This window comes from Quyinboa mangrovi (assembly GCF_042219825.1).
Taxonomy (GTDB): Bacteria; Bacteroidota; Bacteroidia; order Bacteroidales; family UBA5342; genus JBHJHP01.
Genome location: NZ_JBHJHQ010000006.1, coordinates 119,954 through 145,569, shown reverse-complemented (window position 1 = coordinate 145,569; position 25,616 = coordinate 119,954). Strand labels below are relative to the sequence as shown.

Genomic DNA, 25,616 nt, shown 5'->3' with positions numbered 1-25,616 from the left:
CCCCGCAATATAACCTGTTTTATTATCACTAAAACAGATGGAATTTATCCAGCCACTGAATCCCAGTATTATTTCCTGCCAGTTGTTCCCACCATCATTTGTTGTAAAAAGGGTGCCAATAAAATTTCCATCCCTATAATCGAACCCACCGGCATATCCGGTTCCTGCATCTGTAAAATAAACCGAATAGAAGGATACAAATTCGCTAATGCCATCTGAGCAACTGCTCCATGTAGTCCCTCCATCTTTAGTTTTAACTACAGTTCCGTCATCTCCCGCAGCATAACCTGAAACCGGATCAGTAAAATAAACTGAACGAAGTGTGGCGTCTGTTCCACTGTTTTGTGAAACCCAGCTGATCCCACCATCAGACGTTTAAGTAGTGTGCCGTCATCACCTGCAATAAAGCCGTTTGTCTTGTCTGCAAAGAAAACAGAGTTCAAATCATTTGTTGTTTCCAGCGCTATCTGTTCCCAATCGGCTCCTTTGTTCGTAGTTTTCATTAAGGTTCCGTTGTTGCCGGTTGCAAAACCATTATCGCTATCAATAAAATAAACAGATGTAAGCCATTCTGACGTGTTGCTGTTTTGCCATACCCATTCATCTCCTCCGTTCGATGTGGTGAATATTCTACCTGCACCAGCAACGGCATAGGCATTATTTTCATCAACGGTAAAAACAGCGTTCAAATCTGAATGGATGGGGACTGACTGTTTGATCCACTCTTCGCCTCCGTCTGTAGTGTGCAGAATGGTATTTTCCTCTCCTACTGCATAACCGACGTTATTATAAAAGTGTATCGAACTGATATCATAATACGTAACACTGTTGTATGCTTTCAGCCAGGTTGATCCGGCATCTTTGGTTTTATACACACTTCCGTATGCACCTACCACATAGCCTGCATTGTTTACGAAAGAAGCAGAATTACCTCCAACCTGATTTGTAACTTCAAACCAGCTTTCTCCGGCATCATTCGTTTTAAACACCTGACTTCCACCAACGGCAAAACCTGTGTTTTTATCCGTAAAGCCTATGGTTGAAAACGTTGATGTTGTGCTGCCTCCCTTCTCAAGCCATGTTTCACCGCCATCCGCGGTTTTTAATATTCTTCCTCCCAAACCTACAGCATATCCGGTATTATCATCGGTAAAATATACTGAGTTCAGCCGGCTGCCCTCTTCTTTTTGTGCGACCCAGGTTGCACCACCATCTTCAGTTTTATAAATAAACCCATGTGGACTAACAAGACCGGCTACACCTACGGCATACCCGGTTTGAGCATTGGTGAAGAACAGGTCATACACTGTTCCTCCCTGGCTAATATTCACTGCATTCCATCTTAAGCCTCCATCGGTAGTCTTTTTGCAGGTACCGTTTTCTCCGGCAGCAAAACCAATATCATTATTCACAAAATACACAGCAAATAACCAGTCGCCGTAACCATCGTATTTCACCCAGGTTGTTCCACCATCCTTTGTACTCACGATATTTCCATCAGCTCCAACAGCATAGCCGGTATTTTCATCCGCAAAGAAAACTGAAGTAAGAGCGCTGTACACTCCACTCATCTGATAGTCCCAGTTTACACCACTATCTGTTGTTTTCAGAATAATACCGATTGAACCAACCGCGTAGCCGGTATTTTCATCCGTAAAAAATACCGAATTGAGCGTGTTGCCCTGAGGTTTAGGATTTTGATATCTCCATTGTGCCAATACCGCGTTTGAAACAAGCATAAATGCCAGAACAGGAATCAATAACACTCTGTGATTGAAAAATTTTTGTGATGCCATAATTAATAGTTTTACTATCATAATTTATATGACATCGAAAAACACTTAAAATGTCATCACTGGAAATTTTAAAACAGTGTCTCAAAAAACACCTACAGAAAACTATTAAGCTTAATTTATAGACGTAGGCTGGAGCCTATGCCGAACGAAAGGGTATAATCTATTCAAAATCAACAAAGTCATAATACTCAGGAAAAAATCCTGATCTCAACAAATTACTATCTGGTGTTCAGTATCAGTTTTTTGGTCATATTATAAACACTAAATTATAACTTTATTGAAAGTTCAATTAAAGTTACCTTTTCCAAAGTTTTAAAACTTTGGAAAAGGTTTTATATGAAGAGAGAAATTATTCACTCCAACTATCCCTGTCAAGGTTACGGTATTGGATGGCTTCGGCAATGTGTTCTGCCAGTACATTTTCTGAACCGGAAAGGTCAGCAATGGTTCTGGAGACCTTTAAAATACGGTCATAAGCCCGTGCAGAGAGATCCAGTTTTTCCATGGCATTTTTAAGCATGGCAAGGCTTGCTTCGTCCAGTTCCACGTATTTACGGATCATTTTAGAACTCATTTGCGCATTGCAGTGCACATCTTTTTTATCCCTAAAGCGTTCATCCTGAATCTGTCTTGCCTTCATCACCCGTTCGCGTATTAATGCGCTGTGTTCCGATGGCCGTTTATCAGCCATTTTATCAAATGATACAGGAACCACCTCAATGTGTATATCTATTCTGTCAAGCAAGGGGCCCGAAATGCGGCTGAGGTAGCGTTGAACAGCTCCGGGTCCGCATACACACTCCCGTTCCGGATGGTTGTGATACCCACAGGGGCACGGGTTCATAGAAGCTACAAGCATAAAACTGGCCGGATATTCCACTGAAAATTTTGCCCGCGCAATGGAAATTTTACGATCCTCCAGTGGCTGCCGCATCACTTCAAGTACCGTGCGCTGAAACTCTGGTATCTCATCCAAAAACAATACGCCATTGTGTGCCAGTGATATTTCACCCGGCTGTGGATAGGTTCCTCCTCCAACCAGTGCTATATTCGAAATTGTATGATGGGGTGATCGAAATGGTCGTGTTGTCATTAATGACGTACCCGAATCCAACCTACCGGCAACAGAATGTATCTTGGTTGTCTCAAGCGCTTCCCTCAAGGTAAACGGTGGCAAAATAGATGGAATTCGTTTGGACAACATGGACTTTCCGGAACCAGGAGGTCCAACCAAAATTATATTGTGCCCACCGGCAGCTGCAACTTCCAAAGCCCGCTTTACATTTTCCTGTCCGCGCACATCAGAAAAATCCAGCTCGCCTGTTCCAAGATGCTGGAAAAACTCTTCCCGCGTATTAACTTTAACAGGATCAGGATTAAACTCACCATTTACAAAATCCACCACCTGTTTCAGAGTTTCCATACCGTAAACCTCTATCCCGTCAACCACTGCGGCTTCTTTCACATTTTCCACTGGCACAATTATCCCTCTAAATCCTTCATGACGCGTTGTAATAGCCATCGGTAAGACACCTTTAATCGGCTTTAACCGTCCGTCTAGTGACAACTCTCCCATCATTACATATTCTTCCAGTCTGTCGGAATTGATGTACTCAGATGCGGCTAGAATACCAATGGCGAGTGGAAGATCATAAGCGGCACCTTCCTTACGAATATCGGCTGGTGCCATATTTACAATAATCTGTTTTCTGGGTAACTTAAGCCCGATTTCATTTACGGCAGATACAATGCGTTCATGACTCTCTTTAACAGCACTATCCGGCAGGCCAACCAGAAAAAATTTTATTCCTTTTGAAACATTAACTTCAATGGTAATTGTTTTCGCATCAATACCAATAACTGCTGAGGCATAAGTTTTTACGAGCATGGTTTAGTTTTAAGTGTTTCGGTATTATAAAAAAACAAATTTTTACGCTGTTTTGCAAATCAAATGTTAAAACAGGAGTCCTTAGCTTATTTATAGATATTCTATTGGCATGTACTGGTCATTTTTTATATTTTTACTTTTTTAAACAAAGTATGAAATTTTTAACATTATATATTTTCTTCATTATCATTGTATTTACCAATACGTCATGTCAAAAAACAGAAGCGGTAAATAACGATGAACGGTTTATTATTTTAAATGATCCTACCATCAAAACGAATCCGGAATGGTTAAAAAAAGGTGTGGATGCCTGGGGACTAGTTGTATACACTAGAGATGAAAAGGCAATGCTTGGAAAACCTGTTCACTGTGAAGTTTTAGATGTTTCTTTAAGAGGTGTAAGATGTAAGGCACTTGAGAAAGTATCTCTTTTTGATCAGCTTAACTGCTATAAAATTGGTATTGAAAAAGATGAGATATGGTTTGATGCACCACAGGACATATTCAAAACCCAGAATGATGCAGAAGATTTTTTAAAACAACATAAATTACTCCTTGAATTATAAATTAGTACTATGCGTTTATCATTATTTATTCTGATTAGTGTTTTAGCCTTAAACACAATTAGTGGACAAGTTACCTGGAACCAAAAAAAAATTGCGGATGGATCCAACCTGCAAAAAATGGTAGTTGTAGATGAAAATACAGCAGTTATTGTGGGATTAAATTCAGTAATTAAACAAACAACAGATGGCGGGCAGAGTTGGCATGATGTTAACCTTCCCGACTCCATTGGTAAATTTGATCCTGAGGCTTTAGACTATTATGATCTGGCTGTATACGGTGATACTCTTCTCACCTGCCTGAAAAGGATTAAACTTACGGACGATGCAAAACCGGAAGATTATGTCAATTCTATTTTACTGATTTCGTACGACAAAGGGACAAACTGGAATATTTTCAATTATGCTGCCATTAGCGATGCATCCAATATTCCGGCAACAGATGCATTTGCAGATAGTTCTTATTCCATTGATATTATTAATGTTGCCATGGATGGCAAAAAGAATATCTATACCTACGCTAACTGGGTCGAAACAAATGGAACAGAACAAAATAAACACAGTGCATTTTTCACCTCTTCTGATTTTGGTGAAAGCTGGAAGAATATCTTTAACTCAGACTTTGAGGGAACAAGTATCAAATCGATATTTTTTAAGGATACTATTGGATTTCTGGGAGGCAATAAAACATTATACACAACTCAAAATGGCAAATGGGTAGACATAACTGCAGGTTTGGTAACGGCTAATGAAAACGACGCAAATTTTTATGTATATAACATCGTTGAGGCTGACAATAATCATTATCTGATAGTAACAACAAGTGATGGTATTTATGATTATTTCCGTGAAGATGACAGCTTTTCCAAGCTCAGTTCGGTAGGATGCAACGATCTGTTCTATCTGGGACAGCAAAACATACTGGCTGTAGGATCCGTTTCGAAAACTGCGTTAACAACAGACTGGGGACAAAACTGGGATGCATATTCTCCAGGTGAAACTATTTTTGATGCCGGAGGTATTCTTGGGGATTCAATTTATGCACTGGCAAGTGATTTTGTTTTTACAATGAATATTACAGATATGGATCTTCCTGATTCATACCATCATGCAATTTATAACAATGATATAAATGTGTTAAGGACCGGTTACAATATTTTCACTGTAAATTCAAAAGTGCAGGCAAAATATGATGTGTATAATCTGAGTGGTAAGGTATTGATCAGTAATTTTATATATTCCGGAAGTACAACCGTTGATTTGAATGCCTTAAGTCGTGGCATTTATATCTTCAGAACAACCGATATTGACAATCGTATCTCGGTCCATAAGCTAATTATTCAGTAATTTCAATGCGGCCAGGCAGGTTATTTCTGAGCATATTGTTTTCTGTTATTTATATAACCGTAACAGCCCAGATAAAGAGTGTGTCCGGCACAGTTACGGATGCGGATACAAAAAAGCCACTCCCATTCTCAACCGTAATAAACGCGGATGACTATTTTAAAGTGATCACGGATAAGAATGGCAGATTTACGATCAGCTCTTCTTCTGACTCCTCGCGTTTTATCATATCTTATATCGGTTATAAAACGGTTGAGATCTTTGCAAAAGAGGCTGCAGATAGTATAGAACTCAATAAGGAATCTTATAATTTACAAGCGGTTACGGTTTCAGGAGAAGAAAATTCAATAACAGAAAACAGTACCTATATTGGTGAAACAGCCCTTTCGTATTTACAACCGGCTGGGTTAAAAGATGTTTTTCAACTTTTACCAGGGAATGTTACTGAGAATCCTGATCTGTCAACATTCAATGCTCCACTTATACGGGAAATCGATTACAATAATATAAGCTCTTTGGGAACCGCCTTGATTATTGATGGCGTACAGGTTTCTTCAAATGCAAAGATGCAAAATCTGACAACAGCGTTTAATTACCAAAGTATACCCTATATAAATTCGAAGGGTTACCCCTTCGCAAAAGGGAATGATCTGCGGGCCTTCACTACTGAAAACATCAAGTCCATTAATATCATAAAAGGGATACCAACCGTTCAGTATGGTGATATGACAAGTGCAGTAATCGATATTAAAACAAATGTTTATTCTCTGGAGACGAAGGCAAAAGTAAAATATAGTCCAAACCTTACAGGCGCCGGCATTTCGAAGGGAATCAGATTAAATCCGAACAACACACTGGGCGGAAATATTTACTACACGTCATCAACGGGAGACGTACGTTTACCTCTATCTATGTTTAAGCGATTAAATGCAGAACTGGGATCACGACACCTAATAAAAGAGAATCATCTTTTAACAAGTAAAATTTCCGGTTACTTTACCCTTGACAAACAGAAAAATGATGCAGATCTGATCGTCGAAAATGAAAATTATACAGAAGATAATTCCGGCTTAAAAATGATTCTGAGATATCAATCATGGAACACTGATAAGTTACTAAATCAATTTGATCTATCCTTTAACGCCAATGTGGATCGTGAACTGATAAAGATTAATGAATATATGTTTGGCAATGAAGTTAAGGCCTTTACAAGCACTAATGAAACTGGAGAGAATTTTGGTCAATATGTACCGGCTGAAACTTTAGCCAGTTACAGCCTGGAAGGTGTTCCTGTTTCTTTTGCCATAAAATCAAAATTTAATTTCAGCAAATCCTATTCAAATATAAAAACGCATACTCTACTGGGAACAGATTTAAATTATGAAAAAAATATTGGCAATGGGTTAGATTACAAGGGTAAATATCCTCCGGTAACACCTGATTTCATTTCCAGAAAGTTAAAGTTTTCTGATATACCCGCGTTGTATCACGGAGCCGTGTTTCTGGAAGAAAGCCTGAATAAAACAACCAGACATCATAGAATTGATGCACAAATCGGTATCAGACAAACATTTTACAACTCCGGTTCATACAGATTCAAAACGTATAGTGAACCGCGTTTAAATGCGTCGTACAGATATTCTTTTAATCCTGAATCGTATATTGCGCTTCACGGTGGATTTGGTATTCAATATAAAATTCCAATAATGAGATATCTTTACCCTGATACTGCGTGGTTTGATATGATAAGTTATAATTTATACGACACATCCGATCCGGGAAACAGTTACCTTGTTTATACCACCCAAAATCGTTCTACTCAAAATCATGATTTACGCCCTGCAAAAAGTAAAAAAGCAGAAATTAGTATTACATTTAATAATCGGTTTTTACATGCTGTTTTTACTGCATTTAGAGAATCACATTCAGATGGCTTATTTCTTTTAAGCAATTATATCAACTCAACATACAGGATATATAACCAGAATCAGCCTGTAAATACAAAACTTTTACCTGAAGAACAAAACCTGAGTTATTCTATAGCTAACTACTACAATAAATTCTACTATCCTGAGAATGGTGTTTATACATTAAAAGAGGGGATTGAATACAGTATAAGAACAGAAAGAATTAATCCGATTCAGACATACATTGATTTAACCGGTGCCTGGTTCAGAACCAAAAACATTGGCAATACAGGAATATACTATAATCTGCCCTTCTCTAACAACAGTATACAGTACGATTATATCGGAATATACAAGGATGGTTACGGTAAATTATCCGAAAGATTGACATCAAACCTTCGATTCATTACCCACTTGCCTAAAGAAAGTCTTGTTTTTTCTTTTTCACTTGAAACAATATGGATCTACTCATATCAGTTTTTAAGAACCTATAATGTGCCCCTATCTTTAATTGACCGCAACGGCAATATTTCAGATTTTACAAATGATATGTTGAATGATCCCTATTTTGAAAATTACATAAAAACCCCACTTGAATCTCATTATTTAAAGGAATATTTTCCTGTAACAGCACAGATTAATATGAAAATTTCAAAAGAAATAAGGAATGTTGTAAAAGTCTCATTTCTTGCAAATAATATATTTAACAACCGACCTTTGGTTAAACAAAGAATCAGTAATACTTTTATCAGAGTTAATACACCATTATATTTTGGCCTTGAATTATCATTCAATTACTAATGCAAAAGATTTTTTATATAGGGTTAATACTTTTTTTATTAAGTGGTTGTGTTGAGCAGTTCGAAAGAGATACTGTATCATTATCATTACAGGTTACTTTTAATGAAACCTTTGGTTCTGAAAATGCGGTGGATATTCCTGTTAGGATTCAGCATATGCAAAAAGACGTATCCCTAACAGGTCATACAGATTCAGAAGGTATGATCCATTTCAGTAATCTTGATCCCGGATTTTACACCATCAGTACAAATGTTATAATCTCTGCCCAAAAAGCAGAAGAATTATCGAATAAACATTTCGAAGATTCACTGGTATTTAACGCCAATACATACGTATCATTGCTCAAATCAGCCACTGATACGCTCATTATTGTTCCAGCATTTAAAAGTGACCTTATTATTAGAGAGTACTATTATTCGGGGTCGAGAACCGAAACAGGTAAACTTTATTATGCAGATCAGTACATAGAACTTTATAACAACAGTGCAAAAAGTGTGGACATTGGTGGTATTATTATAGCAATGCATGAATCACTGGGGAATGGATATAACATGTGGTACTATATTAAGGATAGCGTTATGGTCGATATGCTGTGGCAGATACCGGACCATGATGTACTGCAACCTGGAGAAGGTGCTGTTATTGCCAGGGATGCCATTGATCATAAATCAGATCCTAATGGAAATAAGTATTCTCCTGTTGATCTCTCAAAAGCAGACTTTGAATTCTACATGATAAGTGATGATAATTCAGACATTGACTCCCCTGCAGAAAATCTTAAGGAAATCTATACGATGGACAGGGGAAATGACATCACATTTAATACCAGGTTTGGTGGAGGACTCATGATAATAAGACCTGAGTCTGTTGATATTAATACATATATACTAAACCACAGAGAAAAAAAATATAACGTTACGGGAAGTTCATTTAAGTATGCTATAACAATTCCTAATTCATGGGTTATTGATGCCATTGATGTATTTCAAAATGCCAATTCTACCGCTTACAAAAGATTTCCTGAATCCATTGATGCAGGATTTACGTATAACGATGATGCCGGAACCGGAACATGTATCTCCAGAAAATTAGTTTCTGATGTAGATGGAAGAAAAATATATATGGATACAAACAATTCAACCTATGATTTTTTAAATCATCAAATACCCAATCCTAATATTAATGAATAAAAGACTTCTGGTCATATTATATATTCTATTCCTGTTTTTCTCATTGACAGGTCAAATAGAAGCTGACTCAATATATAACTCTCATCTGAGACTTTATACTGAGATCTGTAAAGGAGAATATATTAACTGGTATGAACCGGCAACTGAAAGTATTTACGGTATTTCTTATTCAGGCAACAAATCATTCAATTCTGCCTTCATGGAGGGTGGTTTATCATTTAGAAGTGGAATTAAAAACAACACATACTGGCCCCTCTACTCACCTGAAATTTATCCTTACATGTTATTTGAAGAAAGTGTGAAAACATTTTATAACGATATCATCAGTTTATATGGTGGATATTACCATAATGTAGCAGATAAATTAAATCTGGGAGTCAGAACATCATATATTAACTCTATCTCTTACAATCGTTCCGATCCCCGTTTTAAAAGTGAAGGTTATGACCTGGAGATCAAACCCGCCATCCGGTTTAAGAACATTCACTTCAAACTTTCACTTGAACCCATAATTAAAGCTTCTGGTAGTGAAATTAATATGCAAACACAGGGCTATAATGCCTATGAAATATACCATTTTCTAGGTTTAGGCCATACCGAAAACGTATTAAGCTACGCATCATATACAGGCGAAATAAAAAAAATGTCCTTTGGTACAAATGCACTTTTAAATTATACCGGAGAAATATATCAGATAAATTTAAAGAACAGATACCACTTAGGCGAAACTAAGATACATCAAAGTAATATTAGCTGGAATATTCTGAATCCGGTTGCTGTCTTAAACTCAAGGATTTTTATCCTCGAACCATCCATAAAACTTAATATCAATAATATCTTACACAACTTTTCATATATCTATAATCTGCAAAGCAAAACAGGTCAAGAATTTATAAAACAGGATACAGACAGTCCAACATCCGGTGAAAGCTGGGAGGTTTACGGCACAACCGATAAGTATCAACAGACCGAACTTAGTCATAGGGTATCATATTCTGTTCAGTTCATAGCAAGAAATCAGGAATTGATGATTCTTACAGGGATTGAAAGGAAACAACATAATGAAAGATATGTTGGAATTATTAAAGATTACCATTTTAATTATTCTCTTACGACACCTTATGTTTTTTTGTCATATAATACATGGATTAAACAGAATTTGTATGCCGTAAAGACTGGATTCTCAAAAAAATATTTTGATCTTACAGATCTGGATATTATTCCGGGAATACCATCGGAATACACATATGATAAAGAAATAAATTACTATTATGGAAACCCTTATATTATAAATATTAATGGTACATTTGGAACGTATCATAAACTATTTGGATTGGAGAGTTTCGGTCGTATTGGTTTAAACAGTACGTTTATTATACCTGAGAACGGTCAAAGCATGCGTTCTGTAGTTGAAATTTCGTTACAAGTTGATTTCTGAATGAAAGTGATTGATGTTCATAACCTGTCTTTTGGTTACGGCACAAAACAAGTGTTGAACAATGTTTCATTTTCACTTCAGCAAGGAAGGATACTTGGATTACTCGGGCCAAATGGTGTTGGAAAGTCAACCCTTATTAATATCCTGACCGGATTTCTGGAAGCAGACTCAGGTTCTGTTTTTATATTCGGAGAATCCTATAATAAACAATCTGTTAAAAGTAAACGAAGAACCGGGTATCTTATAGAAGGTCACATACAGTACACCTTTATGAATGTAACCGAAGCTGAAAAATTTTACTCCAGGTTTTATCCAAAATGGAATTTCGATCTGTATAACAGTTATATATCAAATGCCAAAATCGGACTAAAGCAAAAAATTGGTACGATGTCCCGTGGGCAACGCTCAAAAGTAGCACTTGCCATTATTATGGCACAAAATCCGGACCTTCTTATTCTCGATGATTTTTCCATGGGTCTGGATCCGGTTTACAGACAAATGTTTATTAACGACCTGTCCGATTACGCCAGGACCAATGAAAAGACTGTCCTTGCAACTTCACACATTATACAGGACATGGAAAAACTGGTGGATGATGTTGCAATAATGGATTATAATGATTTTATGACTCCCCTTTCACTGACAGATTTTAAACTCAACCATAAAGAGCTGGGGTCAAACCTTGATGATATTTTTGTAAACCTCTTTATTGATAAGATATGATACAGGGCGTTTTCTATAAAGAATGGTTAAAAACCAAATGGTTCATCATCGTTGGGATATTCGTGTCACTATCATTATTATTTATTTGGTACCAAATACTCAACACTCAGTTTTCCGGCCAGTTATTTGTTAATAATGTCTTTTCAATCGCAACACAAAATAAACTGTACCAAAGTGCATTGCACTTTATGCCCGCAGTTTTTGCTCTTATTCTTGCACTTTTTCAGTTTGTTCCTGAAATTAACAACCATAAATACAGACTAACCATGCTGTTACCTGCTACTGAGATAAAACTTTTTGCTCTTATGACCGGTTATGGCTACCTTATTTACACCGGATTCGCTATTCTCCTGATTTCTGCTTTCTTCATGATAAGTAATCATTTTCTACCTATCCTCGTAGTAAAGGCATCCTTAGCCAACATTTTCACCTGGATATTGTCAGGTTACCTAACCTACATATGGTTAACAACTGTGCTTTTTGAACCCGGATGGAAATACAGGATTTTTCTTTCCACTCTTGGATTAACTGTTATAACGGTTTCACTTTGGCAAACTGAGAATTATACAACGCATCAACTGAATTTTGTAATATTAGTATATGTCTTGCTGTCTTATACCATACCCTATTTTACGCTCAACCGCTTAAGAAAAGGAAAACAATGATCAGATTAAGTAAAAATATCGTCATAATTATTTCCATCCTGACACTGATGTTTTTAATTCCGTTGCTGTTTGATCTGATATTCAAACCTCTGCCTGAAAATGTACTTATTACCTACAGTACTTATAGAGATGAATTCCTTCTGAACAAGAAACATGGACCAACAACCCTATACTTAACTGCCGATGGGCAGCAAATCAGTAAGGAAACTTACTACAGCCGGCTACCCGTCTTTTACTACAGAAAACTTGAAAAAAATGGAACATTGCCCGATTCTATTATGGGTGAACCTTTGATCATAAGCAATCTTAAAAAACACAGTTATTTTTTCAGGCTGCCAGAGGGAATAGCAGATGAAGTACAACCCGTTCTGGTGCCAATGTTTGAAAACACTGATGAAGCAACACATTATAATATTCCGGTCGATTTCTTCAGTTTTAAACATAGAATAAAGTTTATTGATGTTTATACAGGAGAAGAAGATACAGAGAAGTCCGGAAAATTCACAAACAGTCTGGTTGAATCGGGTTTTGTTTTTCCTGTCAAACGTATTTTTGGTGATATCCGGATACAAAAGAATTTTGATAACGGGTATTATCTCTTAGATTCACATAATCATCTGTTTAACCTAAAGATGGTCAGAGGAGAAGCGGTTACTGAAATCATTCCACTTCCCAGAGACCTAACCGTAAAATTTATTTTTTGTACTGATCCTGTAAACATGGAAATCCTTGCTGTAATTGTTAGTCAGCAAAATGAAATATACCTTCATCTGGGTACTACGAATACCGTTATAAAAACGGATATTAATGGTTATAATCCAGACGCGGATGAATTGCTTATTTTTGGCAACCAGTTCAACAAAACCTTTCTTTTTCAGAATGACCGTGAAGTGCGGCTTAATGTTATCAATGATAACTATAAAACATTCAGATCGTTTCAGTACAAAAGAAGCCCGAAAAAATTCCGAACATATGATGTATTCAAAGACATCATTATTCCGGTAAGGATCACTGTTAATTTCAGAAAAAACCAGGTAATCAAGCCACATTTTGAAATATCAGCCGGCCTGACATTTCTGTTGTTTAATCTTATAATGGCTGTCATTTTCTTTTTTATCAGAAAGAAAGAAAAGCCATACATAGCCGCACTAATTACCCTGATTGCGGGTCTGCCTGCCTTCATTACATTCCTGGTTATCCGGAAAAATTAAGCGTTATTCCGCACCAAAATAAATACATTCAAGGAATTCGAATTCTTTTTCAAAATTAGGCGTAAATACATCTTTTCCCATATTCTCCCGGATTTGATTAATCGGCCAGAATTTACCATCATCAACCTCTTCCCTGTTTATTGAAATATTTTCATGGTCATTACAAATAAAACAATAGACCAACTCCTTTTCCATGTCAGTTTCCCAAACGTATTTGACCAAAAAACGGGGTGTAAAATCTTTAAGTCCAATTTCTTCAGATGCTTCCCTTCTCAATCCCTGCTCAATATCCTCACCGTAATTTAAATGTCCTCCAACTGCTGTATCCCATTTCCCTGGTTGAATAAGCTTATCATAAGGTCTTTTTTGTAAAAAAACTGAACGGTTTTTGATGATGTGAAGATGTACTACCGGATGCATGATTTTCTCCTTTCCATGACATTCTGATCTCGGGATCTTACCCTTTACGCCACCTTTGGCATCAACCATAGGCAACCATTCCACCAGCTTCATCCTGTTTTTAATAATGCGATACCTGATAACCTGAAACAGTAAATAGCCACCAAATAAAAGATACAATAATATACTGCTTACAAAAGCCCAGGCTTCTTCACTCATAAAATAGGCAGAGTAAATAACCATTAAAATATGAATAAGAAAAATATAGAAGGTAACTCTGAGATTAGCTTTAAACTCTTTCACCTGTGCCTCCGTCAACTTCACATCTCGCAGATACCTTTGAGACATCTGCATCATAATATTATGTTTTGAAAAGACAGATATTCCGATTAAAACCGCGAATATCGTTTCTATCATTGCGGGCTTTAACTTAAAGTATGCATCATTATGAAGCATCAGAGAAATTATACCAAGAATGATGAGCAACAAAGTATCGGCCAGGATAAAGAGGTCTGTTTTGTGATGCCTTACCAGAACATACACAAACTGTAACACACCAAAAGCTACTGCAACATAAAGCCCAGTCTTTATTCCCCATATACTGTCTGCAACTACAAACAATATAATCGGAATAAACCCGGGCAAAAATTTTATCAGTAAACTTTTAAGATTCAGCATCTGCTAATTATTCATCTTTTTCATTTTGAAAAACAATAAACAGTGCCTTTTGTTCTGATTTTTCTTATTTATCGCTTTTTTGAGACTGCAGGGGCTTACCAGCTTCAAATAATTCAATAAATGTTCCACCACCTATACCAACACTTCCCCCAAGATAAAGAACAAGATCCTTTTCAGTTATCAGTTTCTTTCCAATAAGATCCTTTACAAAGGAGCAGATATATTCCTTACTGTTTTCATCGGCCGGCAGGTAGCTTGCAAATACGCCATACGAAAGGGCGAGTTCACGCATTGTACGTTTATTGTAACATTGTGCATAAACCGGGTTTCTACCTCTGAATGCTGCCAGTATACGTGCTGTCCTGCCTGTTGAGCTATCGGTAAGTACAGCTTTTGTATTTACCCTGGATGCGGCTTTTACAGCCTGTTTACTCAGGAATGCAGTAACATCATGATCATCGTGAGAAAAAGGAATACGAATATCATTTGCTGCCATTTTTGTCTTCTCGGCCTCTTCTGCAATACGCGCCATGGTTTTTACGGCCTCCACTGGAAACTGACCATATGCTGTTTCCCCGCTTAACATTAAGGCATCAGTTCTGTAATAAATTGCATTCGCAATATCCGTAACTTCAGCCCTGGTTGGGCGCGGATATTTAATCATGCTATGCAACATTTGTGTAGCAACGATAACCGGTTTCTTTGCCAAAACACATTCTCTTATCAGATGACGCTGTATTCCAGGTATTTTCTCCTGTGCTATTTCAATTCCCAGATCACCACGAGCCACCATTACACCATACACCACACCAAGAATTTCGTGAATGTTTTCAACACCTTCCTGGTTTTCAATTTTGGCAATAATTTTGATCTTACTGTTTTTGGCATCAAGCAATTTCTGGATATCATGAACATCCTGGGCTGATCGGACAAATGAATGTGCTATAAAATCAATATCCTTTTCTATTGCAAAACCGATATTACTGATATCCTTTTCTGTTAAAGAAGGAAGATTAATCCTTACGCCCGGAACATTAACACTTTTACGGCTGCCTAATTCTCCATTATTCAGTGCTTCACAATATAAATATTCCTCATCTTTACCAACAACTTTTAAATCTATTTCACCGTCGTCAATTAAAATATTACTGCCGACAGATACATCTTCAACAATTTTATCGTAGGATACACAAATGCATTCCGGTGAACTTTTTACGCCCGGCGCACCTTTCAGTTTTAACTTTTGTCCCAAAGAAATTTCGAGCGACTTATCCAGTACTGTTGTCCTTATCTCGGGACCTTTTGTATCCATTAGGATAGCAATATCATCAGATACCTCTCTCACATTTGTAATAACTCTGTTAATACCCTCATGATCCATATGAGCGGTATTCATTCTTACTACATTCATTCCTGATTCGTACAACGAACGTACAAATTCTACGTCACAACGAAGATCTGAGATCGTCGCTACAATTTTTGTATGCTTCATAATATAATAATGGAATTTCTGATACTGTTAGTCTCTGCTTTTAAAACTTTCAAGAGCCAGCCGGTAGGAATCGAGACCAAATCCACTTATAGAACCGTAGCAGACCGGTGCTATAAAAGAATGATGTCTGAAGGATTCCCGTTTGGCAATGTTACTGATATGGACTTCTATAACAGGTGAATTAATAGCTGAAATTGCATCTGCAATAGCAACCGAAGTATGCGTATAAGCGCCGGCATTCAATACGATCCCATCGTAAGTAAACCCTACCTCGTGCAATTTATCGATTAATTCCCCTTCAGAATTTGATTGGAAATAACTCAGATCGAATTCTTTGAATTTTTGCTTTATTTCTTCAAAATAAACTTCGAAATTCTGGTTGCCATAGATATTCTTTTCTCTGACTCCCAACAGGTTTAAATTCGGTCCGTTTATTATTAATATCCTCATTTATAATATTTTATAAATTTAGCTTATCTGCTCTGCAAAAGTAATGCAAATATTCTGAATTTGTACAACAAATAGATTACAGATTGAATAAATTAAGAAATATCATTATTTTAGATCAAATTTATTTGTATTGAAAGAAGAGCTTATTTTAAGGAACTTTAAAATGTATCTCAGGCTTGAAAAGTCCTTGTCTGAGAATTCTGTTATGGCCTATATGGCCGACCTTCAGAAGCTGACACTGTTTTGTGAAGATGCCAACCTTTTACCCTCAAAACTTTCATACAAAGATCTGAGTCTTTTCATTGAATCACTCGCAGACCTTGGAATATCTCCCCGTACACAGGCACGCATTATTTCCGGAATCAAATCCTTTTATAAGTTTCTGGTTCTTGAAAAGGTAATAGATGATAACCCTACAGCGTTAATCGAGGGACCTAGAACAGGTAGAAAACTACCGGATGTACTGAGCCTGGACGAAATAGATAGTATGATTGCAGCCATCGATCTTTCGAAGCCGGAAGGACAACGCAATAAAGCCATATTAGAAACACTTTATGGCTGCGGATTACGGGTTTCGGAGCTGATCAATTTAAAAATATCGGAAATCTATTTTGATGAGATGTTTATCCGGGTTATTGGAAAAGGAGACAAACAAAGATTGGTCCCCATAAATAAAAGGGCACTGAACGAAATTATGCTCTATCTCCGGACTGACCGTGTTCATCTGGATATTGAAAAAGGTCATGAAGATTTTGTTTTTCTTAATCGCCGCGGGAAGCAGCTTACGCGAGTGATGATTTTTACCATTATAAAAAATCTGGCTGAAATGGCAGGCATACATAAAACGGTTTCACCTCATACATTCCGACATTCCTTTGCCACTGATCTTTTGGAAAATGGTGCAAATTTAAGGGTTATACAGGAAATGCTGGGACATTCCTCCATTCTGACCACGGAAATTTACACCCATTTAAACAAGGAAACCCTGAAAAGCACAATAGAGGAATTTCATCCCCGAAAATAGGATCAAACTACAATTTCCGGTAATATTACACCTGTCAGTTCAAGAATAGCGTATACCAGGCTAATTACAGAAAGAGCAATAATAATCAGGCCTGTTATCCTGTTTAAGCGCCACAGCCCACGCAGGTTGATTTTTTTTCGGAACAGACTTACAATAAAAGACAATGAAAACCACCATAAAATAGCACCGGAAAAAATCCCCGGGATCACAATTAACCGTTCTGCCATACCTCCACCCTGCATCACTTTAAATCCGGCAAAAACGCCAATAAACACAAATATCAACAGAGGATTGGAAATTGTAAGTCCGAAGGTGGTAATCATATCCTGAATATAGGTTCCTGTTCCAGATTGCTTTTGGGCCTTACGAAGCTGAACAGCAGGATTGGATCTGAACGTAAAATACCCGAATACAATCATCACCAGGCTCCCAAAAAGTTGAATCCAGCTTTGTTGCTCTTTCACAAAATCAATGATATAAGAAATACTGAAACCAGCAATGATAGCGTAGATCATGTCAGAAAAAGCAGCCCCAATTCCTGAAGCTAATCCCGAATGCCGACCTTTATTCATAGTACGTTGTATAATTAAAACGCCAATCGGCCCCAACGGAACGGATGCTAAAAGCCCTATAATTATACCGTCAAAAAATTTTTCAAACAACATGGCCGCAAAGATCAAAAAAATTAAATACGTACTAAAACATTGGCACAAATTTCAGACTCTTTTTCTAATATTTTTTTAGGTCTCTAAGATACAGGTTAAAAGGTATGCATAAAAAAGACTGCTCCAAAAGACATTTACGAATATGCTCTGTAGTTCGCATTTTGTTGCGCTCTCAACAATTCGAAGCATGCTTTATGAACAGTCCCGATCTTATTCAAAAAATTATCAGCCAATAATCAGCTTATAACCTTTTCCGTGAATATTGATGATTTCAACACCCGGTTCATCTTTAAGATGCTTTCTTAGTTTCGTAATATAAACATCCATGCTTCGGGCATTGAAGTAATTATCATCAATCCAGATTTTCTTTAATGCATAATTCCTTTCCAGAACATCATTCGCATGTGAACACAAAAGCTTAAGCAGCTCAGACTCTTTTGTAGTAAGTTTAACTGTACTGTTTTCGTCTGACAGCGTTTGTTTTTGTGTATCGAATGAAAACTTACCGAGCTGATAAGTTTGCTGTTCCTTTTGTTTTACTCCTGAAGTTCTTCTAAGAATCGCTTCAATCCTGAAGAGTAATTCCTCCATACTGAAAGGCTTGGTCAGATAATCATCTGCACCTATTTTAAAACCTTCCAGGATATCTTCCTTAAGCGATTTAGCTGTTAAAAAGATAATCGGAATTTCGGAATTCAGTACTCGTATATCCTGTGCCAGGGAGAACCCGTCCTTTTTAGGCATCATCACATCTAAGATGCAAAGATCATATTTTTGCTTCATAAAAGCATCATATGCGGCTTCACCATCCGGTTTTAAGACAGTCTCGAAACCTTTTGCCATGAGATACTCACGTAATAACATGCCAAGATTTTCGTCGTCTTCGGCTAATAGAATTTTGAATTTTTCTTCCATCACTATGGGTTTTTTAAGGGTAAACAAATAATGAATGTTGTACCTGTGTTTACTTCACTTTCAACGCGAATTGTTCCGTTATGGTCATCGATAATCTTTTTCACGTATGCCAGTCCAAGTCCGAATCCCTTCACATTATGAACATTTCCGGTCGGCACACGATAAAATTTCTCGAATACGCGTTTCAAATTTTCTTTCTTAATACCTATACCATTATCTTTAACACTTATGCAGAGCTTTTGTTTTTCATTCCATGTCTTAATTTCCAGTTGAGGCTCTCTGTGACAATACTTTAATGCATTATCGAGTAAGTTAAAAATAACATTGGTAAAATGTAGTTCGTCCACTGCTAAATAACTTTGCTCAGCTTCAAGTTTTTCGTCAATATGCCCACCTTTACTTTCAACTTTCAACGAGAAGTTAGTTACCACTGAATGGATCAGCTCATTTATATCGTATTCGTTTAGCTTCAAACGGCTTTTGTCCTTGTCAAATATTGCCATCTGCAAGACCTTTTCCACCTGAAAACCTAAGCGTTTGGTTTCATCATGTATGACCCTTGATATATGTGAAAGACTTTGAGGAGTCTTTGAAACACCTGTATCTTTTAACATCTGCGACGCCAAAGAAATAGTTGAAATAGGTGTTTTAAATTCGTGGGTCATATTATTTATAAAGTCATTCTTTATTTCCGACAGTTTTTTCTGCTTAAAAAGAATATAGATCATTAATGCGATAGACAAAATAAGAATTGTGGCAAAGATGAGCGTAGGTGTAGCCAATCGCATAGACTGGAATATATAGCTCTTTTTTGTAGGAAAATAAACAGAAACAAAATGAGCTTTAGGGTGAATGTCATTGGGGAACAAATGTCTTTTATAGACGGCATTAATATTTTTCACAGATGAAGGATCATCTGTATACACCGTATCTCCTTCATTATTGACTACAGTTACAAAAAACGGTAAATAAATCCCATTATCATAAAACTCACTATTTAATTCGCTTTTTAACTTACTTAAATTTATACGGTCTATAACAGGCCGGTCCTCAATGTCAAGTAGTTTTTGAATATGCGTTAACCTGTCCCGCTTCTGTTTCACCCTGCCGTTTATCTTCTCATTAAGTTGCATCTGCCTTGAAGCAAATGTTTCAGGTTTATTTGAATTAAGATTTAACTGTGGTTTATTTGACAGATTTTGTACCGATTTTTCATACGTCCCGACCACCTTAGGCTCACCATTTTCCTTTTTAATCTCGTAGTTAAATCGTTCTGATTGAATATTAATGGAAATCTGCCCGTTTCCAAGGACAGGATTAGCTTCGCTAACAGTATCTTCTGCCAGCATCTCCTCCGTTTCCAATGTCTGTATTACCCTGGTAATGCAATTATTTACTATCTGGTTGAAAAGATCGTTACGCTCATGAACCATACGGGTTACAAAGACAAACTGAATAAACAGCAACCCGATAAAACAGATCGCCACCACAGATGCTAAAATCCATATGTAAAATCTCTTCATGGACACAAATATACATCTTGCCTTTGCATTGCAATATGTATTAACAAAGTTTAACAGGCACAACTTGCTAATAATCAAAATGTTATAATCTGTTAAAATCATTAATTATTTGATTTTTAACATTTTGAGATAATGTTAAATCCACATAACTGACTAAATACATGTAAGGTGAAAAATTAAAAAACCAAAAAATGTAAACAAAAAAATGATTTTGCTATATTTGCGGCTCATAAAAAGAAAAACGTTCTTTTTTAATAGCAGTGGAATGTAGCTCAGTCCGGCTCCGAAAAATTTAAACTCCGTTTTATTATTTTTCGTGAGTCCTCGATTTTCAACCCAATTTTATAAATTGGTGAAAATCGGCATTTAGAGTACACAATCTGAGATACTAATAAATATTTCAAATATCACGGGATGTAGCTCAGTCCGGTTTAGAGTACACGTCTGGGGGGCGTGGGGTCGCTGGTTCGAATCCAGTCATCCCGACTGATATGGTTTGATTATCAATAGGTTACAGCATTTTGAACCTGATTTTGAACCAAAAAATTATAAGGTAGTCATTTTGGGCTACCTTTTTTAGTATGTCCTCTACCCTATAGATATTGCTTCCAAATATCGTTTTCATATCATCAAAAATTTTCCAAGAAAAATTTCCCAGAAAAAATTTAAACATCAAATGTTGCAGCCAATTTTTTATATCCTTGCTTTTTTAAAAACCCATCACTCCTACAGATGCCCTATTCACATGCCTATAACCCCACGGGGGCGGTATCCCACGTAGCGGGGGTTACCTATCTTTTGGGACATTCTTATAGCATAATCACTCTATAATTCATTATAATATCTTCTAATATTGATTATTTGAAACGTTTTATTAAATTTAATGTGGATTTTACCTGCCAATTTTAAGGATGGATTTTATTTGAAGGGATTGAAACACAATTGGTGTTCATGGAATAACTATTACCTCGCCTATTAACTATATGATGGGATTGAGTAGGCGAAGCATTCTAAAACACATAAGTATTTGGCTATATCGACCAATATTGTACAAAAAACAGCCATTATAACCGTATATTTCTTGTAGTGCGTCATTATATAACAATGACTAGTGAATAAAACTTATAATATTCTTTTAGATAACATAAAAATTGGAACTACCCAACTAGAAAAAGGTGATGCTCCAATGGGTGTAGTGTTTGGACTAATAAACTTTGATGAATCAAAAATTGGATATGATTTTATTAAAAATTATTGCATTAAAAATGAAATTGAGTTAGTAAGTGATTTTCCAGAAGACAAACTAATTTCAACCAGAACAATCGATGGACTAAAAATTATAAATTGTGATGGTGTTGAAATTAAAGGTATCGGAAATCAAATAGATGGAATGGACAGTAAAGGATTTGACATTATTATTGAGGGCATTCCATATCCATTTTACAATGACGAATTTCCAAATCATGTAAAAGAATATGAGAAAAGGTACAAAGATTAAAAATAACGAACGCACAACACGGGTTCATAAGTTAGTGGGCATTTAATAATATGAGATATCTGACAATAATATTATTCCTAGTTTTTATACTTCTTATTTCTTGTGAAAATAGAATTACAAAAAAAGAAATTATTGGAGTTTATGCATATAATAATTGCCAAGATACAATTATCATCAAACCTGACCATACATACATTCATTTCCATGACTATCCAACAAATGAGGGAAATACCTATACTGGTAACTGGAAATTGGATTCGGTTGAGAACGAAATCTTATTTTATGAATTTGATAATTTTTGTGAACCTGAAGCGCTTAACACACCTAAAGGAATATGGATATCAAGAATAATAAGTAAAAAAGGAATAATAAAATTAATGTATGCTTCAGACTTAAATGCATATTATATGAAAATTGAAAAGAATAATATTAAAAACGCTCACTAACACACGGTAAAGTGTATGACAGTACTTTTAAACATAATAATTCAACGTTCGCTGCCTGCTCTTTTCGTCCTGACAGTTCCTATCCTATCGGACAGAAATTGTCACGACACCATACCGTGGGAACGTTGGCAATAAGTTTAATGAAATGAGAAATCTTGTATTAATAGTCGTAATTTTATTTTTTTCAAAATCATATTCTCAGGAATATTATTTTGCTAATGATGATTGTGTATTAAATAACCAATTTACAGGATATACATTTATCAATATAATTAGGACATTGGATGAAAATACTAAATATGTAGAGCAAGATGAAAAAATTGGTGAAATTGCTGAATTTCCAAAAATTCAATCTGAAAATTATCAGGAGAATATAGATAAATCAGTTCAATACTATTTAAATGGAGAATATTACAAAGCAGCAGAAGAATTAAAAAAACCATTTAAAAAAGAACCAGATAATTTATTTATTACCTTTAATTATGCAAGAGCATTATATTGGATAGAAGATGATAACTCTAAGGAAAATTCATTTAAGATATATAAGGATTTTGTATATAGACTAGATTCAATTAATGGAAAATCAGATTCAACTATTACAATAGATTTTTGGTTCAGGGAATCATATTGGAAATTAGCAACATTATACATGGATTATAATGATTGGTCAAATGCGGCACAATTAATTAATAGATTTATATTAGGAATTCAAGATTTCAAAGGAACACCTGTTTATGTGCAATCATTGGAATATTTAACAGAATGTTATTTTAATATGTATGACGATAAATTGGCGAAATATTTTGCGGAAAGAACATTGTATTATGATTCTAATAACAAATACGTGAAGGACATTTTGAAAAAAATAAAACAAGAATAACAATGCACAACAAAAAAATAAAACCAATGCTACGCATAGGTATTATTTTAAGCCGTTGGCTGCAAGGTTGAAGATAGTATGAAAAGATAATGCTGCTCATATTGGCGGGTTATTAACAGGAATATTAGTTGGGTTTATATTAATACTGACTAAGTGGAGCAGTTTAGGTCAAACTAATACTTTATATTAGTAATGTCAGTCAAAGTTCCGAATATCTTTATGAAACAAATAGTTTCCCTAGTATTTCTAATTATTCTTTCAAGTTGTAGTTTGAAAGAACAAAATTGTAAAAAACATTATAATAATGTCCTAATTCACTATTATGTAAGAGGAAATATAAAAAACACGGATAGTGTGAATTTAATAACATGTATAAATAATGATACAATTTCATATACATTTATTCATGATACCGATACTTTGGCATATTCATATAGAAAATCAGCAAAAAGCGATTCATCTATAATATTCTTTGGTATTCCATGCCCACTTATTACGACCAAGCAAATAGTTATAAATGATACTGCTTATATTATTAAAAAATATCTCTATGATAAAATTGATGTATCCGATGAAGAAGCAAACTTATTTTATTGTGAAAATTATGGATTGCTAGTTGGATATAGTAATTTCTTGTACGGATTAACTTTTTCAATTGACTATGATTCAATTTCTGAAAAATTAATTCATGATATAATATCTGACCGAACAGGATTTTATGAAAATTATTTTGTTCCACCACCACCACTTGAAGAGGTAAAAATAAAAATCTCAAAAGAAAATTTATTTGGAGCATACGGTGGTGATGAAGAAACTGAAAATGCTTATTTCGGTATTTATGAAGATTCTATTTACTATCCAGACCCTGATATATGGGCAAAATATGAATTGAAGGGTGACACTATTGTTATAATAAATAGTGATAATTCAATAGAAAAACTATTGATTCTAAAACTAACAACTGATTCTCTTATAGTTAATTATTTAAACTATAACATAGAAAATCACTTAAATAAAAGAACGCAATAAATATTAAAACAGAATATGGAAACCACGGTCTCAGTAATAAATTATGTTATTAATGGACTAGTATTTGTACTTATTATTGTCAAAATCTACTATAGTTATATAAGCAATGCTAAGGTCAATTTTTTAATTACTGAGTATTATGCTGAACTGAAACTAAACGTACTTAATATTGATAAACTAAACCTTACAGAAAAAATCAAATATGGTGTACCAATAAATTCATTGTTTCGATTTTATGGATTTTTCTTTACAATTTTCAGTCTTAAAACCAAACCTGTACGAAAGGTCGAACTGGATGATATAAAAGGAAATGAATTCACCAAATACATTGAAGTGGTTATCAAAAAAAGAAAATTGATTTCGTGTAATGAATTTGATTCATATGAAATATAAAATGCATTTGGTCAGGACTTTGCTGATATTTTATCAAGCTAAAAGCAAACGACATTTAAATCATAATAGGTGAACTTTATTTTCCAAGATTAATGAAATTACAGTTATTGGTAATATTCTTAGTATTTTCTTCCTTTCAGCAAAACGAAACAGTAAAATTATCGGAAATAGAAAACGTTATTAATGCTGTAATAAGATCTAATGATGATTTAAGTTCCGAAATGTACATTGTTTATAATAGATTATTTGAAAACACCTCTCCTGTTTTCCTTGAATATGGATATAAGTTTACAGATGAAATAAATATCGCTGATTCAATTATTCATAATTGTAGCTTACAGTTGATAAATGATAAAGAATTGGAGAAATTTAAATTAATGGCTGATAGCATAAACAGAAGAAAAACAAAAGATGAGTATCTGCTTAATAAGGAAAATAAGTTTACCGTAATCAAAGAAAAAACAGATAAATGGTATTGTGAATTTTCAATACCAATATTCACAACCGATAAGAAATATTCAATAGTAAAATTTAACGTAAAATCGGGTTATATGTGGGGAGATTTATCGATGACTTATTTAATGGAAAAATTGGATGGAAAATGGATTAAAAAAGAAATTTTAGAATTTTCTGAAGATTAAACCATGGCATTCAAATAACAAAGTATTTAAATTCAAATACCTAAATGATTGGCAATG

The 25,616-nt window shown here is 35.3% G+C and carries 23 protein-coding genes, 1 tRNA gene and 1 pseudogene; 16 read left to right on the top strand and 9 right to left on the bottom strand.

All coding sequences use genetic code 11. The features are described 5' to 3' along the window. Window positions 1-123 precede the first annotated feature (123 nt). The 3 genes and pseudogenes from ACE1ET_RS13790 to ACE1ET_RS13780 form a co-directional block, all read right to left on the bottom strand. Window positions 124-360 (bottom strand): annotated as a pseudogene (locus ACE1ET_RS13790) (WD40/YVTN/BNR-like repeat-containing protein); the annotation flags it as partial. Then, a complete protein-coding gene (locus ACE1ET_RS13785) occupies window positions 258-1,796 on the bottom strand; it encodes a WD40/YVTN/BNR-like repeat-containing protein (protein WP_375729000.1) in 1,539 nt (512 codons plus the stop codon). The pseudogene ACE1ET_RS13790 and the gene ACE1ET_RS13785, both read right to left, overlap by 103 nt. A 349-nt stretch (window positions 1,797-2,145) precedes the next feature. Continuing rightward, entirely contained in the window at window positions 2,146-3,684 is a 1,539-nt protein-coding gene (locus ACE1ET_RS13780) for a YifB family Mg chelatase-like AAA ATPase (RefSeq protein ID WP_375728999.1), read from the bottom strand. Between the two features lie 152 nt (window positions 3,685-3,836). Here ACE1ET_RS13780 and ACE1ET_RS13775 point away from each other — a divergent pair, with 152 nt between their 5' ends. The 8 genes from ACE1ET_RS13775 to ACE1ET_RS13740 all read left to right on the top strand — a co-directional run bounded on the left by ACE1ET_RS13775 (window position 3,837) and on the right by ACE1ET_RS13740 (window position 13,526). Further along, window positions 3,837-4,250 (top strand): hypothetical protein, encoded by a 414-nt coding sequence (locus tag ACE1ET_RS13775; protein ID WP_375728998.1) that lies wholly within the window; start codon window positions 3,837-3,839, stop codon window positions 4,248-4,250. Window positions 4,251-4,259: 9 nt separating this feature from the next. Continuing rightward, window positions 4,260-5,594 carry a T9SS type A sorting domain-containing protein gene (locus ACE1ET_RS13770; protein WP_375728997.1) on the top strand — a complete coding sequence of 445 codons (1,335 nt, stop codon included), beginning with the start codon at window positions 4,260-4,262 and terminating at the stop codon, window positions 5,592-5,594. Window positions 5,595-5,599: 5 nt separating this feature from the next. Continuing rightward, window positions 5,600-8,299: a carboxypeptidase-like regulatory domain-containing protein gene (locus tag ACE1ET_RS13765; RefSeq protein ID WP_375728996.1), complete on the top strand. Its 2,700-nt coding sequence runs from the start codon at window positions 5,600-5,602 to the stop codon at window positions 8,297-8,299. After that, window positions 8,299-9,489: a DUF4876 domain-containing protein gene (locus ACE1ET_RS13760; RefSeq protein ID WP_375728995.1), complete on the top strand. Its 1,191-nt coding sequence runs from the start codon at window positions 8,299-8,301 to the stop codon at window positions 9,487-9,489. Before ACE1ET_RS13765 ends, ACE1ET_RS13760 begins: the two co-directional genes overlap by 1 nt. Next, window positions 9,482-10,927, top strand: coding sequence for a DUF6850 family outer membrane beta-barrel protein (locus tag ACE1ET_RS13755; RefSeq protein WP_375728994.1), 1,446 nt, complete (start codon window positions 9,482-9,484; stop codon window positions 10,925-10,927). Before ACE1ET_RS13760 ends, ACE1ET_RS13755 begins: the two co-directional genes overlap by 8 nt. Next, the gene (locus tag ACE1ET_RS13750; RefSeq protein ID WP_375728993.1) at window positions 10,928-11,650 is read left to right on the top strand and encodes an ABC transporter ATP-binding protein; all 723 of its coding nucleotides are present in this window, start codon (window positions 10,928-10,930) and stop codon (window positions 11,648-11,650) included. Window positions 11,651-11,838: 188 nt separating this feature from the next. Beyond that, entirely contained in the window at window positions 11,839-12,315 is a 477-nt protein-coding gene (locus ACE1ET_RS13745) for a hypothetical protein (RefSeq protein ID WP_375728992.1), read from the top strand. Beyond that, complete coding sequence (locus tag ACE1ET_RS13740) at window positions 12,312-13,526, top strand: DUF4857 domain-containing protein (protein WP_375728991.1); 1,215 nt, start codon at window positions 12,312-12,314, stop codon at window positions 13,524-13,526. The genes ACE1ET_RS13745 and ACE1ET_RS13740 overlap by 4 nt, the downstream gene beginning before the upstream one ends. A gap of 3 nt (window positions 13,527-13,529) precedes the next feature. On the opposite strand, the gene ACE1ET_RS13735 is transcribed toward ACE1ET_RS13740, so the two are convergent. The 3 genes from ACE1ET_RS13735 to aroQ form a co-directional block, all read right to left on the bottom strand. Continuing rightward, a complete protein-coding gene (locus ACE1ET_RS13735; RefSeq protein WP_375728990.1) occupies window positions 13,530-14,603 on the bottom strand; it encodes an NUDIX domain-containing protein in 1,074 nt (357 codons plus the stop codon). A 64-nt stretch (window positions 14,604-14,667) separates the two neighbouring features. Further along, on the bottom strand, window positions 14,668-16,095 hold the full coding sequence (gene pyk / locus ACE1ET_RS13730) for a pyruvate kinase (RefSeq protein ID WP_375728989.1): 1,428 nt from the start codon (window positions 16,093-16,095) through the stop codon (window positions 14,668-14,670). Between the two features lie 27 nt (window positions 16,096-16,122). Beyond that, window positions 16,123-16,545: a type II 3-dehydroquinate dehydratase gene (aroQ, locus tag ACE1ET_RS13725; RefSeq protein WP_375728988.1), complete on the bottom strand. Its 423-nt coding sequence runs from the start codon at window positions 16,543-16,545 to the stop codon at window positions 16,123-16,125. 130 nt (window positions 16,546-16,675) lie between these two features. On the opposite strand from aroQ, the gene xerD reads away from it, so the two are divergent. Next, window positions 16,676-17,569 (top strand): site-specific tyrosine recombinase XerD, encoded by an 894-nt coding sequence (gene xerD / locus ACE1ET_RS13720; protein WP_375728987.1) that lies wholly within the window; start codon window positions 16,676-16,678, stop codon window positions 17,567-17,569. Between the two features lie 2 nt (window positions 17,570-17,571). Here the strand turns inward: xerD and ACE1ET_RS13715 are convergent, their stop codons facing one another. From ACE1ET_RS13715 to ACE1ET_RS13705, 3 genes are all read right to left on the bottom strand, one after another. Continuing rightward, window positions 17,572-18,234, bottom strand: coding sequence for a LysE family translocator (locus ACE1ET_RS13715; RefSeq protein ID WP_375728986.1), 663 nt, complete (start codon window positions 18,232-18,234; stop codon window positions 17,572-17,574). Window positions 18,235-18,459: 225 nt separating this feature from the next. Then, entirely contained in the window at window positions 18,460-19,149 is a 690-nt protein-coding gene (gene rprY / locus ACE1ET_RS13710) for a response regulator transcription factor RprY (RefSeq protein WP_375728985.1), read from the bottom strand. 2 nt (window positions 19,150-19,151) lie between these two features. Continuing rightward, window positions 19,152-20,672 carry a sensor histidine kinase gene (locus ACE1ET_RS13705; protein WP_375728984.1) on the bottom strand — a complete coding sequence of 507 codons (1,521 nt, stop codon included), beginning with the start codon at window positions 20,670-20,672 and terminating at the stop codon, window positions 19,152-19,154. Between the two features lie 410 nt (window positions 20,673-21,082). On the opposite strand from ACE1ET_RS13705, the gene ACE1ET_RS13700 reads away from it, so the two are divergent. The 7 genes from ACE1ET_RS13700 (at window position 21,083) to ACE1ET_RS13670 (ending at window position 25,559) form a co-directional block, all read left to right on the top strand. Then, window positions 21,083-21,158: transfer RNA gene (locus tag ACE1ET_RS13700), tRNA-Pro, on the top strand. A 625-nt stretch (window positions 21,159-21,783) separates the two neighbouring features. After that, entirely contained in the window at window positions 21,784-22,170 is a 387-nt protein-coding gene (locus ACE1ET_RS13695) for a hypothetical protein (protein WP_375728983.1), read from the top strand. 50 nt (window positions 22,171-22,220) lie between these two features. Next, the gene (locus tag ACE1ET_RS13690; RefSeq protein WP_375728982.1) at window positions 22,221-22,616 is read left to right on the top strand and encodes a hypothetical protein; all 396 of its coding nucleotides are present in this window, start codon (window positions 22,221-22,223) and stop codon (window positions 22,614-22,616) included. 145 nt (window positions 22,617-22,761) lie between these two features. After that, on the top strand, window positions 22,762-23,496 hold the full coding sequence (locus ACE1ET_RS13685) for a hypothetical protein (protein ID WP_375728981.1): 735 nt from the start codon (window positions 22,762-22,764) through the stop codon (window positions 23,494-23,496). 219 nt (window positions 23,497-23,715) lie between these two features. Continuing rightward, window positions 23,716-24,525 (top strand): hypothetical protein, encoded by an 810-nt coding sequence (locus ACE1ET_RS13680; RefSeq protein WP_375728980.1) that lies wholly within the window; start codon window positions 23,716-23,718, stop codon window positions 24,523-24,525. Window positions 24,526-24,540: 15 nt separating this feature from the next. Continuing rightward, complete coding sequence (locus ACE1ET_RS13675; protein ID WP_375728979.1) at window positions 24,541-24,918, top strand: hypothetical protein; 378 nt, start codon at window positions 24,541-24,543, stop codon at window positions 24,916-24,918. A gap of 92 nt (window positions 24,919-25,010) precedes the next feature. Then, window positions 25,011-25,559: a hypothetical protein gene (locus ACE1ET_RS13670; RefSeq protein WP_375728978.1), complete on the top strand. Its 549-nt coding sequence runs from the start codon at window positions 25,011-25,013 to the stop codon at window positions 25,557-25,559. The last annotated feature ends 57 nt before the right edge of the window (window positions 25,560-25,616 follow it).